This is a genomic window from Streptomyces sp. ISL-99 (genome assembly GCF_018614005.1).
Classification (GTDB): Bacteria; Actinomycetota; Actinomycetes; order Streptomycetales; family Streptomycetaceae; genus Streptomyces; species Streptomyces flavidovirens.
Genome location: NZ_JAGGPC010000004.1, coordinates 126,997 through 141,114, shown reverse-complemented (window position 1 = coordinate 141,114; position 14,118 = coordinate 126,997). Strand labels below are relative to the sequence as shown.

The following is a 14,118-nucleotide window of genomic DNA, read 5'->3' as shown; positions in this document are numbered from 1 at the left end:
TACGCGCGCGAGAAGAAGTTCCTGCGCGAGAAGGACGACAACCTCGCGGGTGAGGACATCCGTGAGGGTCTGACGGCGATCATCTCGGTGAAGCTGGGCGAGCCGCAGTTCGAGGGGCAGACGAAGACCAAGCTGGGCAACACGGAGGCGAAGACCTTCGTGCAGAAGGTCGTGCACGAGCACCTCAACGACTGGTTCGACCGTAATCCGAACGAGGCGGCGGACATCGTCCGCAAGTCGATCCAGGCGGCCACGGCGCGTGTGGCGGCCCGTAAGGCGCGTGATCTGACGCGGCGCAAGGGTCTGCTGGAGTCGGCGTCGCTGCCGGGCAAGCTGTCCGACTGCCAGTCGAACGACCCGACGAAGTGCGAGATCTTCATCGTCGAGGGTGACTCGGCCGGTGGTTCGGCGAAGTCGGGGCGTAACCCGATGTACCAGGCGATCCTGCCGATCCGCGGCAAGATCCTGAACGTCGAGAAGGCGCGGATCGACAAGATCCTGCAGAACACCGAGGTCCAGGCGCTGATCTCGGCGTTCGGCACGGGTGTGCACGAGGACTTCGACATCGAGAAGCTCCGCTATCACAAGATCGTTCTGATGGCGGACGCCGACGTCGACGGTCAGCACATCAACACGCTGCTGCTGACGTTCCTGTTCCGCTTCATGCGGCCGCTGGTCGAGGCGGGGCACGTGTATCTGTCGCGCCCGCCGCTGTTCAAGATCAAGTGGGGCCGGGACGACTTCGAGTACGCCTACTCGGACCGTGAGCGCGACGCGCTCGTCGAACTCGGCAAGCAGAACGGCAAGCGGATCAGGGACGACTCGATCCAGCGCTTCAAGGGTCTCGGTGAGATGAACGCCGAGGAGCTGCGCATCACCACGATGGACGTGGACCACCGGGTTCTCGGCCAGGTGACCCTGGACGACGCGGCTCAGGCCGACGACCTGTTCTCGGTGCTGATGGGTGAGGACGTCGAGGCGCGACGCTCCTTCATCCAGCGCAACGCCAAGGACGTCCGCTTCCTCGACATCTGAGCCGGCCGTGCAAGCCACCAGCCGCAGCTCGAAAGGACTTTGACCAGCAATGGCCGACGAGAACACCCCTGTCCCCGTGACGCCCGAAGAGGTGCCGCCCGTCGAGGGTGTGGGCATGCGTGTCGAGCCCGTGGGGCTCGAGACGGAGATGCAGCGTTCGTACCTCGACTACGCGATGTCCGTCATCGTGTCGCGTGCGCTGCCCGACGTGCGGGACGGTCTGAAGCCCGTACACCGTCGTGTGCTGTACGCGATGTACGACGGCGGTTACCGGCCCGAGAAGGGCTTCTACAAGTGCGCCCGTGTCGTCGGTGACGTCATGGGTACGTACCACCCGCACGGCGACTCCTCGATCTACGACGCTCTGGTGCGCCTGGCGCAGCACTGGTCGATGCGTATGCCGCTGGTGGACTCCAACGGCAACTTCGGTTCTCCGGGCAACGACCCGGCCGCGGCGATGCGGTACACCGAGTGCAAGATGATGCCGCTGGCCATGGAGATGGTCCGGGACATCGACGAGGAGACTGTCGATTTCCAGGACAACTACGACGGCCGTAACCAGGAGCCGACGGTTCTGCCGGCGCGTTTCCCGAATCTGCTGATCAATGGTTCGGCGGGTATCGCGGTCGGTATGGCCACGAACATCCCGCCGCACAACCTGCGGGAGGTGGCGGCGGGCGCGCAGTGGTTCCTGGAGAACCCGGAGGCGGGTCACGAGGAGCTCCTGGACGCGCTGATGGAGCGCATCAAGGGCCCCGACTTCCCGACCGGTGCGCTGGTGGTGGGCCGTAAGGGCATCGAGGACGCGTACCGGACGGGCCGTGGCTCGATCACGATGCGCGCGGTGGTGGCGGTCGAGGAGATCCAGAACCGCCAGTGCCTGGTGGTCACGGAGCTTCCGTACCAGACCAACCCGGACAACCTGGCGCAGAAGATCGCCGACCTGGTGAAGGACGGCAAGGTCGGCGGCATCGCTGACGTGCGTGACGAGACGTCTTCGCGTACGGGTCAGCGTCTGGTGATCGTGCTGAAGCGGGACGCGGTCGCGAAGGTCGTCCTGAACAACCTGTACAAGCACACCGACCTCCAGACGAACTTCGGCGCGAACATGCTGGCGCTGGTGGACGGGGTGCCGCGCACGCTGTCGCTGGACGCGTTCATCCGGCACTGGGTGACGCACCAGATCGAGGTCATCGTCCGGCGTACGAGGTTCCGCCTGCGCAAGGCGGAGGAGCGGGCGCACATTCTGCGCGGTCTGCTCAAGGCGCTGGACGCGATCGACGAGGTCATCGCGCTGATCCGGCGCAGCCAGACGGTCGATGTGGCGCGTGAGGGCCTGATGGGCCTGCTGGAGATCGACGAGATCCAGGCGAACGCGATCCTGGAGATGCAGCTTCGCCGACTGGCGGCTCTGGAGCGTCAGAAGATCGTCGCGGAGCACGACGAGCTCCAGGCGAAGATCAACGAGTACAACGCGATCCTCGCCTCGCCGGAGCGTCAGCGGCAGATCATCAGCGAGGAACTGGCCGCGATCGTCGACAAGTTCGGTGACGACAGGCGCTCGAAGCTGGTGCCCTTCGACGGTGACATGTCCATCGAGGACCTGATCGCCGAGGAGGACATCGTCGTCACGATCTCGCGTGGCGGCTATGTGAAGCGTACGAAGACGGACGACTACCGGTCGCAGAAGCGCGGCGGCAAGGGCGTGCGCGGTACGAAGCTGAAGGAAGACGACATCGTCGACCACTTCTTCGTGTCGACGACGCACCACTGGCTGCTGTTCTTCACGAACAAGGGCCGGGTGTACCGGGCGAAGGCGTACGAGCTGCCGGACGCCGGCCGGGACGCGCGTGGTCAGCATGTCGCGAACCTGCTGGCTTTCCAGCCGGACGAGCAGATCGCGCAGATCCTCGCGATCCGTGATTACGAGGCGGCGCCGTATCTGATCCTGGCCACCAAGGGCGGCCTGGTGAAGAAGACGTCGCTGAAGGACTACGACTCGCCGCGTTCGGGCGGTGTCATCGCGATCAATCTGCGGGAGACCGCGGACGGCAGCGACGACGAGCTGATCGGCGCGGAGCTGGTGTCGGCCGACGATGATCTTCTGCTGGTCAGCAAGAAGGCGCAGTCGATCCGCTTCACGGCGACGGATGACGCGCTGCGGCCGATGGGCCGTGCGACTTCGGGTGTGAAGGGCATGAGTTTCCGTGAAGGTGACGAGCTGCTCTCGATGAATGTCGTGCGGGCCGGTACGTTCGTGTTCACCGCCACCGATGGTGGGTACGCGAAGCGGACCCCCGTCGACGAGTACCGGGTCCAGGGTCGCGGTGGTCTGGGTATCAAGGCCGCCAAGATCGTGGAGGACCGGGGATCGCTGGTCGGGGCGCTGGTGGTGGAGGAGACGGACGAGATCCTCGCCATCACCCTCGGCGGTGGTGTGATTCGTACGCGAGTCAACGAAGTCAGGGAGACGGGCCGTGACACCATGGGCGTCCAACTGATCAACCTGGGCAAGCGCGATGCCGTTGTCGGTATCGCTCGTAACGCCGAGGCCGGTCGTGAGGCCGAAGAGGTGGAAGGTCCCGAAGGGGCCGACACCGACGCGGTTGAGGGCGATGCGGTCGAGGTTGCCGAATCCGTCGAGGGCGCAGAGCCTTCATCCGCCGGGGGCGCAGCGCCTTCGGCCGGGGAGCACGAGGAGTAAAGCGTGAGTGGAGCCACGGGCGCCGGAGCGGCCGCTTCTGAATCTGGAGCACCCGGTGCCCGTGGCTCTGCCACGGACTCCCAGGGGGGGACTGTGACCGATACGCGGGGGCCTCAGCCTCAGGGTTACGACGGGTACGCGAGTGGGGCGTTGCCCAGTGAGCGGGAGCCGCAGGGGCAGGGTCAGTCGGCGCAGCCGTATCACCCGCCGCAGGCGTATCCCTCGCCCGCGGGCGGCGGTGGTACGCCGGGTACTGGAGGGGCGCAGGGCGGGGCGCAGGGCGCCGGGCAGCAGCCGGGTGTCGCCGCGGTGCGTCTGCCGCGTACGGGGGCGCGTACGACGCCGCGTACGCGCAAGGCGCGGCTGCGGGTGGCCAAGGCCGACCCGTGGTCGGTGATGAAGGTGAGCTTCCTGCTCTCCATCGCGCTGGGTATCTGCACGGTGGTGGCGGCGGCGGTGCTGTGGATGGTCATGGACGCGATGGGCGTTTTCTCCACGGTGGGCGGGACGATCAGCGAGGCGACGGGCTCGAACGAGAGCAACGGCTTCGACCTGCAGTCCTTCCTTTCGCTGCCGCGCGTGCTGATCTTCACGTCGGTCATCGCGATGATCGACGTGGTGCTCGCCACGGCGCTCGCGACGCTGGGCGCTTTCATCTACAACCTGTCGGCGGGCTTCGTCGGCGGCGTCGAGCTGACGCTCGCCGAGGACGAGTAGGAAGCCGGCGGAACCGATTTTGGTACTGCCCCCGAGGTGCGCTAATCTTCAGGGGCAGCGCGGGGCTATAGCTCAGTTGGTTAGAGCGCATCCCTGATAAGGATGAGGCCACAGGTTCAAATCCTGTTAGCCCCACCGCGGACCTGAAAGGTCGGAGGCCCGGCAGATCGAAAGATCTGCCGGGCTTTTTGCTGTGTGGCGCGCGTCAGTTGGGTGGGTATCTAGGTCACCGATCGGTATCGGTCGGTGTGTATAGTCGGGCGCCAGAAGTCTCCTACGTCAAGGAAAGACGAGGTCGCGCGGTGAAGAAGCTTCTCCTGGTCGCACTGGCCGCCATCGGCGGGCTCCTCGTGTACCGCCAGATCCAGGCGGATCGCGCCGAGCAGGATCTGTGGACGGAGGCGACTGACTCCGTGCCCGCAGGTTCGGGTGTGTGAGACCCAGTAGTCCGAACACTGGCCCCGGTCGCTCAGCGGCCGGGGCTTTGTGCTGTCCGGTGGCGGCTCGGCGGGGTGTGCGCAGGAGTCGGACGGGTTGTGGTCTGTTGTTGCGGGACCGTGACGGCACCCTCCTTGAATTCACCCAAGCAAATCATTAGCTTGCGAGAGCAAAGGTTTGGGCGGGGTCGCGGCACGATGCGCCCGTCCTCGCGTGGCCGGAGGGCGAAGCGGACAACAAGGGTGATACGGCGGTCGGCGCAGACAGCGCTGGGGCCGGCGGGGCAGGATGGACCGGCACTGCGGCAGCCGCGATGGCGGGCGGTGCTGTCGTCCTGGCCGCCGGGCTCGTGTTCGTGGCGATGCGGCGCGGGGCGGCCGAGGAGACGACGAGGGGTGGCGCGTGATGAGGCAGCGCAGCAGGGGCAGGGTGGCGCCGGCCGTGGTGGCGGCGCTGTGCGCGGTGGCGGCGCTGCCGGCGCAGGCGTGGGCGGCGGGTGAGCCCAGCCCGTACACCTATGAGCCTTCGGCGAAGCCGGTCAAGGGGACGGCGAGCAGTACCGACTCCGAGCAGCTGGAGCCGGGCGGGACGTACCGGGACTCGATCAGGCCGGGCGGAAAGCTTTTCTACCGTGTGCAGCTCGACGCGAAGTCCAACGCCTATGTGTCGGCGACTGCTGTGCCGAGGCCGGGCACGAAGGTCGAGTACGCCGACGAGCTGAAGGTGACGCTGCAGGACCGCGCCGGCAATTCGTGCAGCTACAACAGCGCGCAGTTCAGCTCGGCGGAGTTCGCGCGGCCGATCGGGACCTACGCGCACCGGACCATCGAGCAGGACCGCACCTCCTGTCAGGGCGCCGACACGTACTTCGTCCTGATCGAGCGGACCAGTGCGGCGACCTCGTCGAGCGAGCCGTGGGAACTGGAGATCCGGCATCTGACGGAGCCGAAGGTGAAAGCGGGCGGGGCGACCGCGGCGCCGGAGAGCTGGCCCAGCAGCTCGCCCGCGCCGCCCGGCGGCCAGGCCCGGGACCGCAGGGGCGGGACGAGCTTCTACAGTGCGCCCGGTCTGTACGAGGGCGAGTGGCGGGACAGGATCAAGCCCGGCGAGACGCTGTTCTACAAGGTGCCGGTCGACTGGGGGCAGCAGCTCTTCGCCAGTGCGGACCTCGGCAGCGCGGCGGGTGAGGGATATGTGTCCAACGCACTGAGCATGGTGCTGTACAACCCGGCGCGGGGGCTTGTCGAGAGCGCGAGCACCATCTCGTACGACGGCAAGCAGAATTCGTCCGCGCTGGATCCGCTGCCGCCCGTGGCGTACGAGAACCGTTTCGACTCGTCCGACTCCGTCAACGGGATGCGGTTCGCGGGCTGGTACTACCTGAGGGTCAGTCTGAGCCCGGAGGTGGAGAAGGTGTTCGGGCCGGAGGGCCTCGGGCTCTCTCTGCGGCTGAACGTCGAGGGCGACAAGGGGAAGGGCGCCCCTGCCTATGAAGGGCCCGCCGGCCCCTTCCAGGTCACCGACGACGACCTGAGCGCCGCGGAGGAGGGGCAGAGCACGTCCGCGGCGGTGAAGAGCGACACGATGCAGCTTGTCGCTGCCGCCGGGATCGGGGCGGGCACCGTGCTGGTGCTCGGACTCGGGGTGTGGACGCTCGTCGCCCGGCGGCGCGCGGCGGCGGGGGCGGGCGCCGGAACGGGGCCGGGCGCCAGTCCTGGCGTTGGTCCCGGCGCCGGCCCCGGGCATGACAGTGGGGCGCCTACGCAGTACGGGCCGCCGGCCGCCTGGTAGGCAGCCGCACATCCGGGGCGGGCCGTCCGGGGCCGGCCGTCGGGAGCGGGCCGGATCAGCTCTGGGTCAGTGCCCAGACGCCCACCGCGAAACAGACCAGCGCCAGCAGCAGTACTGGGACCGTCACCTTCGGGGGCGGTCCCAGCCGCTTGTGCGGGGCCTGTACGGGGGTGTGGGCGTCCCGCGGGGCCGGCGGGGTCGGTGGAGTGGGAACCTCCGGGCCCTGAGCGGTGTATGGACGAGTAAGGGCTTGTTCGTACTGCGCCGCGGCCGTGGGGACCTGGGAGGGATTCCGCGCCGCGCCGGAAAGGGGGGAGGTCGCATGCGCGGGCAGGGGAGCGGGTGTGGATGTGGGTGTGGGGGTGGATGTCGGAAGGGGGGGCGGCGACGGCTGCGCCGGGGGGTGCGGCATGGGGGGCTGCTGCGGCGGCGCCAGGTGGAAGCCGCCCGTCTCCGGCATGGGCGACGGCTGCTGGGCGGGCTGCGCCTGCTGGCCGCCACCCTGGCCGCCGCCCTGTATGGGGCCGTGTACGTGGCTCTGGGGGCCGGGGGCCGGGGCGGTGGGCCCGTCCGGGCCGAAGCCGGGCGGGAGCGGGCCGATCTGGTCGAAGACCTCCACCGGCTCCTCACCCGGGCCCGGCTCGGGCAGCATCTCGACGGCGGCGGTCAGCGCCTTGCGCGCGCCCGTCGCCGTACGGAACCTCGCCTGCGGGTCGGGCTGCAGCATCCCGGCGATGACCTGCCACAGCGGCTCCGGGATGCCCTGCGGGGCGCCCGGTGTCCCGTACGTGGCGAAGTGCTCCACCAGGGCCTGGGAGTCTGGCTTCTGACCCTGCACCAGGTAAAGGGCGACCAGGCCGACCGCGAACAGGTCGGCGGGGAAGTCCGGCTCCGCGCCCATCATCTGCTCGGGCGCGAAATAACCGGGCGTACCCACCACGTAGTTGGTCTCGGTGAGACGGGGCTCGCCCTTGCGCATCGAGATGCCGAAGTCGGACAGCCGCAGATGCGGACGCCCGGTGCCGGTGGCTTCCAGCAGGATGTTGGCCGGCTTTATGTCGCGGTGCACGACGCCTTCCGCGTGGACAGCGGTCAGGCCGGAGAGGAGCTGGTCGAGCAGGGTGCACACGAAGCGGGGCGGCAACGGGCCGTAGTCGCCGATCAGATGGGCCAGCGAGCCGCCGCTCACCAGGTCCATGGTGAACAGCACCTTGTCGTCGTCCGCGGCCCAGCTGGCCGGGGCGAGGACGTGGGGGTGGTCGATCCGCACAGCCTGCTCGCGCACGAAGCGCAGCAGCGTGTGCGCGTCGCTCTGCTGGAGCACCTTGGCCGCGACGTACCGGCGGCGCCTGTGATCCCACGACCGCCAGACCGCGCCCACTCCACCGCGTCCGATCGGGTCGATCAGCTCGTACCGGCCGGCGAAGATCTCACCCATTGCGCTGTGCCCGCCCCCGCTCCGCCTGCCTCAGCTCTGATGCGCCTCATAGTGGGCGACCGCGTCCGCCGTGCGCCCGGCGCCGTACACCCGGAGGAACTCTGCCAGTTCGGGGTGGGTCGGGGCGAGCGTGTCCGCCGCATCTATGATGTCGCCGGCCGCCGCTACGCAGCGCAGCAGTGACTGGATCTCGCGCACCACGCGCCGCACGGTGGGCGCACCGGAACTGGCGGTGGTCTGGCCGGTGTTGCTGAGCACGGAGCCGCCCTGGGATTTCTTGATCTCTTCCATCCGGTCGGTGGCCTCGGCGGCGCTGACACTGCCGTCGGCGACCTGACCGGCCAGGTCCTGCAGAGCCTGGACACGCTGCACCACGGCCGGATTGCCGATCTTGGCGCGCTGGCCGCTCATCAGCTGGGACAGCATGGGCGCGGACAGGCCGAGCACCGCGGCGAGTCTGGCCTGATTCAGACCCAGATCGTCGATCAGCCGACGGAAGAGCGCCCCCAGCGGCTCCCCGTACCAACTGCGCTGAAGCTCTCTGGCTCTGGCCGTCGACTCCTGCTGCGCTGCGTCCATTGCGTCTCCCCTTCGCTGCTGCGAACCTCGCCGAGCATCTTACGGAGCGTGGTCGCGCACCGGGAGTCCCAATCCTTTTGCAGGATCAGGGGGGACACCCGGTACTCTGTTCTGCGGCGGTGGCCACGGTGCGGTTCCGGCCGGTCACGTCCACCCGTCCCCGGGGCCTTAGCTCAGTTGGTAGAGCGCTGCCTTTGCAAGGCAGATGTCAGGAGTTCGAATCTCCTAGGCTCCACATCGCAGATGCCCCTCTGACCTGTTTCCGCAGGGCAGAGGGGCATCTTTTTGCTCCGTGGGGTTCACAGCGCGGCGTCCCGCGCGAGGAGCGCCGCCTGTACGCGGTTCTCGCAGCCCAGTTTCGCCAGGATCCGGCTGACGTACGTCTTCACCGTGGCCTCGCTCATGTGCAGCCGCTTGCCCGCGTCCGCGTTGGACAGGCCCTCGCCGAGCAGCGCCAGGACATCGCGCTCCCGGCCGCTCAGTGCCGTGACCAGCCGCCGCGCCTCCTCGGCGCGGCCCGGCACCCGCCCGGACGCGAGCTGCTCCACGACGTGCCGGGTCGCCCCCGGCGACAGGTAGGCGTCCCCGGCCGCGGCCGCCCGTACCGCACGGATCAGCTCCGCCGGCGCCGAGTCCTTCAGCAGGAAACCCGCGCCGCCGCTCTCCAGGGCCCGCAGGACGTTCTCCCGCTCGCCGAACGTCGTCAGTACGATCACGCGCGCCGCGGGGACCGTCCTGCCCAGCTCGGCGAGCGCGGTGAGCCCGTCCATCACCGGCATCTGAAGGTCGAGCAGCACGACGTCCGGCGCGTGGACGCGCGCCAGCTCGACCGCCTCGCGGCCGTTCTGCGCCTCCGCCACGACCTCGATGGCCCGGTCCGAGGTGAGGATCATCCGGATCCCCGCCCGGATGAGAGGCTCGTCGTCCGCGATCACAACCCTGATGTGCGGAACCGTCACGCTTACTCCCACAGCTGCCGCTCATCTACTGCACGACGTCGTACGACTTCTTCTCGATCAGCTTGCCGTCCCTGAAGCAGAAGCGGAACACCGGCTCCGCCGTCAGGCTGCCGACCTCCGAGGACGCGAGGACCAGGCAGTCCGACCCCTCGGGCTTCGCGGGCCCGCTGTCCTCAAGGCCCGATGTCATGAAGGAATTGCCGTCCGGCAGGCTGTCGCGGACCTCCGTCTCCGACGTGCCGACCTTCACCGCTTCGTACTCACTCGGTTCGATCATGCCCCGGTCCGCCGATCCCGCGAGGAAGAACAGACCGAATCCTCCCGCGACCGCCAGCAGCACCATGGCCGCCACCGCGATCCCGCAGCCCAGTGCGACCCCGCCGGCCCTGCTCCCGCGCCTGCCGCTCATCATCAGCTCCCTCTGTACAACAGTCCAGTCCATGACAGGACCACCGTCGCTGAGGGGGACCGACGGTGACTGCTGCCGGAAGTCGTCCTGGGCATCGACCAAAGGCGCGGCGAAGGACGCCGCGACCGTGGCCGGCGGCAGGCCGTCGGCGCCGTACGGCAGGACTCCGGCGACCCGGAACCCCCCACCGTCGGTGCGCCCCGCGTGGACCATGCCGCCGACGAGCCGGGCCCGCTCGCGCAGCCCCGTCAGGCCCTGCCCGCCGCTGACGACGTCACCCGGGTCCGCCGGGGCGGGGCCGTTCGCGATCTCGACGACCAGCGAGTCCGGTTCGTACCGCAGCTCGACGGTGATCGCGGCACCCGGCGCGTGCTTGTACGCGTTGGTCAGCGCCTCCTGCACGATCCTGTACGCCGCGTGATCGGCGGCAGCGGCCAGCGGGCGCCGCACGCCCGTACACCGCAGCTCGACACTGTTCCCGGCCGCCCGCGCCGCCGCCACCAGGCCCTCGATGCCGGCCGCGCCGCGCGCCGCCGGGTGCGGGTCATCGACGGGCGGCGGACCCTGGGCGGTGGCCGCGTCGTCCCGCTCCACTCCGTCCCGCAGGATGCCGACCACCTCGCGCAGCTCGTGCATCGCGGCCACCGAAGCGTTCCGCAGTACGCCGACGCCCTCCCGCTGGCGGTCCGTCAGAGCGGGGTCGACCTCCAGGGCCCCGGTGTGCACGGAGATCAGCGCCAGCTGGTGGCCCAGGCTGTCGTGCATGTCCTGGGCGATCCGCTGCCGCTCCCGCAGCCGCGCCTGCCCGGCCACCATGGCGCGCTCGCGCAACAGTTGGGCGTTGTGTTCCTGGAGGGCGTGCAGCAGCGTGCGGCGCTGGGTCCAGTAGCGGCTGGCGAGACCGGGGACGACCGTCGTCGCGAGGAAGTACAGGGTGCTGAACAGGATCAGCGACAGCGGGGAGAACGGCGGCCACTCCGAGCTGACCCCGATGGCGATGGTCAGGACGTACGAGGCGGTGAAGGCCGCCAGCGCCCGCCCGGCGCCCGGGATCCGGCGCCCCGCCGACCACCCCGACACCATCAGCAGCGGTCCGAATCCGGCCAGCACTCCCGCCGCCCCGCCCGAGACCACCAGCACACTCGCGGGCAGCCGGCGGCGCAGCAGCGACAGTACGGCGACGGCGAGGGCCGTGCCGAACTGCACGAGCCCCGTGCTGCCCATCAGTTCCTGGGTGCCGGCCGCCAGCAGCGCCAGGACCACGGCGAGGACGATCTCGCCCGCGATACGGCGCCCGGACCATGCCTCGGGGGCCGCCAGCCACAACCGTGCGGCCCTGATCTTCGATGACACGTCCACGGGCGCACTCTAAGCAGCGGGCCGAGGCGGTCGCCGCACACTTTCGTCGCGCCCGGCCCCTACGAAAGAGAACACGGGAAGACGGAACACGGGTGCCGGGGACCCGAAGGTCCCCGGCACCCGTCCGTACGTGACGTCAGTTGTTCTTCTTGTCGCGCTCAGCCGCCTGGGCTTCGGCCTCGGCCTGCTTGGCCTGGACCTCCGGGTCCAGCACCTGCCCGCTGCCGTCGACCGAGGTCAGCGGTGCCCGGTCGGAGACCTCGGTGGCGGCGGGGGGCTCGACCAGCCAGTCCGGGTTGGCCTGCTTGTCCCACCACTTCCAGGCCGCGAAGGCGCCACCCGCCAGCACACCGACGACCGCGAAGCCCTTGGCCAGCCGGCCGGCCCTGGCCCGCCGCTCGTGCCTCTTGACGAGCTTGCGGATGTCCTTCGCCGTGATCTGTCCGCGCAGGGCGGCCACGGCGGCCGCACTGCGCGCGGCGGCCTGCTCACGTACGGGCTGCGCGGCCGCCATCGCGTGTTCCACGCGCGGAACGGTGTACTCGGCGGCCTGCCGGGCCGCGTGCCGGGTGCGCACGGCAGCCCGGTGCGCGGCCACGTCGACCTTCGGTGGCACGTGGGTGCGGGCCTGCTCCATGCGCGGCGCGACATGCACTCCGTACTGGACACGGGCCTGGTGAGCGGCCTTGGACACCTTCGGCGCGAGCCGTACGCGGGCTTCGTGCGCGTATTGCGTGGCTTGTTCCTTGGCCGTACCGGCGTAGGGCGCCACCACTTCCGCGGCGTGCAGCACGCTCTCCTTCGCCGATTCGGATGCGGCGCGCACGCTGTCGATGCGGGTCACTGGATCCTCCTCCTTGGTGGCGGTTCGGTATATCGCCTGTCCACCCATTTCAAAATCATGCCCGCCGGAGGCCATCACGGCACGTGTGGGCGGGCATCCGGGTCATGGGCGGCGACTCGGGGCAATCTCCGGGCTCTCAGGGCAAGGTGGTGCGGGGCGAACTCGCGAACGACGATGCCATGGTTCGCCGTCCCGTGTGCCGGTTCGGCGGCTATTCGTCGTAAACCCTCCGTGCGAGGATCGGGAGACATCAGCAAAGACTTATGGAAGGCACAACGTGGCCGAGCAGCTTTACGCCACCCTGAAGACCAGCCGGGGCGACATCCGGATCCGGCTCCTGCCGAATCACGCGCCGAAAACGGTCAAGAATTTCGTGGAGCTCGCACAGGGTGAGCGGGAGTGGACGAACCCCGAAACGGGGCAGAAGACCACGGACCGGCTGTACGACGGCACTGTCTTCCACCGCGTGATCCGCGACTTCATGATCCAGGGCGGTGACCCGCTGGGCAACGGCACAGGCGGCCCCGGCTACGAGTTCAAGGACGAGTTCCACCCGGACCTCGCCTTCGACAGGCCCTACCTGCTGGCGATGGCCAACGCCGGACCGGGCACGAACGGCTCCCAGTTCTTCATCACCGTGTCGCCGACGATGTGGCTGACGGGCAAGCACACCATCTTCGGCGAGGTCATGGACGCGGCCAGCCAGAAGACGGTGGAGGCCATCGTGACCACGAAGACCAACCCGCGCACCGCCCGTCCGCTCACCGACGTCGTCATCGAGTCGGTGGTCATCGAGAACAGCTGAGACCGCTGGGACTGCTGGGACCCGCGAGGCCCGCCGCTGCGGGAACCAAATCGCCCCGCCCGTCCGTACTGGATAGGCGGGGCGTTGCGGTGAGCCGTACCGCCAAGAGGCACACCCAGGGACCTAGGGACGGACCGATGGACCATTGCTACCGGCATCCGGGCCGCGAGACGGGCATCCGCTGCACGCGCTGCGAACGTCCGGTCTGCCCGGAGTGCATGATCAGCGCGTCGGTCGGCTTCCAGTGCCCGGACTGTGTACGCGAAGGCACGGGCACGGGCCACGCCCCGGCCGCGAGCCGCCCGCGCACGATCGCGGGAGGTGCGGTCACCGCCGACCCGCGGCTGATCACCAAGATCCTGCTGGCGATCAATGTGGCGATGTTCCTCGCCGTGCTGTCGCGCGAGACGCTTGTCAACGATCTCGATCTCATCGGACTGGCTGTCAGCCGCACGACCCTCCAGGTCGTCGGGGTCGCCGACGGCGAGTGGTACCGGCTGGTCACCTCGATGTTCCTGCACCAGGAGTTCTGGCACATCGGGTTCAACATGCTGGGCCTGTGGTGGCTCGGCGGCCCGCTGGAGGCGGCACTGGGCCGCGCCCGCTACCTGGTGCTCTACCTGCTGTCGGGTCTCGCGGGCAGCGCCCTCACGTATCTCATCGCCGCGCCGAATCAGCCCTCGCTCGGCGCCTCCGGTGCGATTTTCGGGCTCCTGGGCGCCACCGCCGTCCTGATGCGCCGCATGAACTACGACATGAGGCCGGTTCTGGTGCTCCTCGCGCTGAACCTGCTGTTCACGTTCACCTGGTCCGGCATCGCCTGGGAGGCGCATCTCGGCGGCCTGATCGCCGGCACCCTCGTCGCGATCGCCCTGGTGCACGCCCCGCGCGAGCGCCGGGCGCTGGTGCAGTACGGCGCCTGTGGGCTGGTGCTCCTGGTGACCGTCGGCCTGGTCGTGGCGCGGACGGTCATGCTCACGTGAGCGCCGACGGCGACGGTTGCGCGTGAAGTTGTCCACAGCAGCCGCCGGACCTTGTGC

12 protein-coding genes and 2 tRNA genes are annotated in these 14,118 nt (G+C 69.2%); 9 read left to right on the top strand and 5 right to left on the bottom strand.

What is annotated here, in order from left to right; all coding sequences use genetic code 11:
* The 6 genes from J7E91_RS02675 to J7E91_RS02650 form a co-directional block, all read left to right on the top strand.
* Positions 1–1,035, top strand: a 1,035-nt coding sequence (locus J7E91_RS02675; RefSeq protein WP_251015062.1) for a toprim domain-containing protein, incomplete at its 5' end; no start/stop codon positions are given.
* Between the two features lie 49 nt (positions 1,036–1,084).
* Positions 1,085–3,739 carry a DNA gyrase subunit A gene (gyrA, locus tag J7E91_RS02670; RefSeq protein WP_214898773.1) on the top strand — a complete coding sequence of 885 codons (2,655 nt, stop codon included), beginning with the start codon at positions 1,085–1,087 and terminating at the stop codon, positions 3,737–3,739.
* A 93-nt stretch (positions 3,740–3,832) separates the two neighbouring features.
* The gene (locus J7E91_RS02665) at positions 3,833–4,456 is read left to right on the top strand and encodes a DUF3566 domain-containing protein (RefSeq protein ID WP_214898771.1); all 624 of its coding nucleotides are present in this window, start codon (positions 3,833–3,835) and stop codon (positions 4,454–4,456) included.
* Positions 4,457–4,517: 61 nt separating this feature from the next.
* Positions 4,518–4,591: transfer RNA gene (locus J7E91_RS02660), tRNA-Ile, on the top strand.
* A 167-nt stretch (positions 4,592–4,758) separates the two neighbouring features.
* Positions 4,759–4,893: a DLW-39 family protein gene (locus J7E91_RS02655; protein WP_003958712.1), complete on the top strand. Its 135-nt coding sequence runs from the start codon at positions 4,759–4,761 to the stop codon at positions 4,891–4,893.
* A gap of 406 nt (positions 4,894–5,299) precedes the next feature.
* A complete protein-coding gene (locus tag J7E91_RS02650; protein WP_214898769.1) occupies positions 5,300–6,685 on the top strand; it encodes a hypothetical protein in 1,386 nt (461 codons plus the stop codon).
* 55 nt (positions 6,686–6,740) lie between these two features.
* Here the strand turns inward: J7E91_RS02650 and J7E91_RS02645 are convergent, their stop codons facing one another.
* Together J7E91_RS02645 and J7E91_RS02640 are read right to left on the bottom strand one after the other, a co-directional pair.
* The gene (locus tag J7E91_RS02645) at positions 6,741–8,123 is read right to left on the bottom strand and encodes a serine/threonine-protein kinase (RefSeq protein WP_214898766.1); all 1,383 of its coding nucleotides are present in this window, start codon (positions 8,121–8,123) and stop codon (positions 6,741–6,743) included.
* Positions 8,124–8,153: 30 nt separating this feature from the next.
* Positions 8,154–8,702 (bottom strand): transcriptional regulator, encoded by a 549-nt coding sequence (locus J7E91_RS02640; RefSeq protein ID WP_028810680.1) that lies wholly within the window; start codon positions 8,700–8,702, stop codon positions 8,154–8,156.
* A gap of 162 nt (positions 8,703–8,864) precedes the next feature.
* On the opposite strand from J7E91_RS02640, the gene J7E91_RS02635 reads away from it, so the two are divergent.
* Positions 8,865–8,937, top strand: a tRNA-Ala gene (locus J7E91_RS02635).
* Positions 8,938–9,001: 64 nt separating this feature from the next.
* On the opposite strand, the gene J7E91_RS02630 is transcribed toward J7E91_RS02635, so the two are convergent.
* The 3 genes from J7E91_RS02630 to J7E91_RS02620 all read right to left on the bottom strand — a co-directional run bounded on the left by J7E91_RS02630 (position 9,002) and on the right by J7E91_RS02620 (position 12,273).
* On the bottom strand, positions 9,002–9,661 hold the full coding sequence (locus tag J7E91_RS02630) for a response regulator transcription factor (RefSeq protein WP_308375966.1): 660 nt from the start codon (positions 9,659–9,661) through the stop codon (positions 9,002–9,004).
* A gap of 25 nt (positions 9,662–9,686) precedes the next feature.
* Positions 9,687–11,429 carry a histidine kinase gene (locus J7E91_RS02625; protein ID WP_308375964.1) on the bottom strand — a complete coding sequence of 581 codons (1,743 nt, stop codon included), beginning with the start codon at positions 11,427–11,429 and terminating at the stop codon, positions 9,687–9,689.
* A gap of 136 nt (positions 11,430–11,565) precedes the next feature.
* Positions 11,566–12,273: a DUF5324 family protein gene (locus J7E91_RS02620; protein ID WP_308375963.1), complete on the bottom strand. Its 708-nt coding sequence runs from the start codon at positions 12,271–12,273 to the stop codon at positions 11,566–11,568.
* 277 nt (positions 12,274–12,550) lie between these two features.
* On the opposite strand from J7E91_RS02620, the gene J7E91_RS02615 reads away from it, so the two are divergent.
* Together J7E91_RS02615 and J7E91_RS02610 are read left to right on the top strand one after the other, a co-directional pair.
* Positions 12,551–13,078: a peptidylprolyl isomerase gene (locus J7E91_RS02615; RefSeq protein ID WP_214898763.1), complete on the top strand. Its 528-nt coding sequence runs from the start codon at positions 12,551–12,553 to the stop codon at positions 13,076–13,078.
* A 137-nt stretch (positions 13,079–13,215) separates the two neighbouring features.
* Positions 13,216–14,061 (top strand): rhomboid family intramembrane serine protease, encoded by an 846-nt coding sequence (locus J7E91_RS02610; protein WP_214898761.1) that lies wholly within the window; start codon positions 13,216–13,218, stop codon positions 14,059–14,061.
* The last annotated feature ends 57 nt before the right edge of the window (positions 14,062–14,118 follow it).

Bases quoted from the DNA above. Each gene is read 5' to 3' on its own strand.
- gyrA (WP_214898773.1), top strand. From the start codon at position 1,085: ATGGCCGACGAGAACACCCCTGTCCCCGTGACGCCCGAAGAGGTGCCG.
- J7E91_RS02650 (WP_214898769.1), top strand. From the start codon at position 5,300: ATGAGGCAGCGCAGCAGGGGCAGGGTGGCGCCGGCCGTGGTGGCGGCG.
- J7E91_RS02645 (WP_214898766.1), bottom strand. From the start codon at position 8,123: ATGGGTGAGATCTTCGCCGGCCGGTACGAGCTGATCGACCCGATCGGA.
- J7E91_RS02640 (WP_028810680.1), bottom strand. From the start codon at position 8,702: ATGGACGCAGCGCAGCAGGAGTCGACGGCCAGAGCCAGAGAGCTTCAG.
- J7E91_RS02610 (WP_214898761.1), top strand. From the start codon at position 13,216: ATGGACCATTGCTACCGGCATCCGGGCCGCGAGACGGGCATCCGCTGC.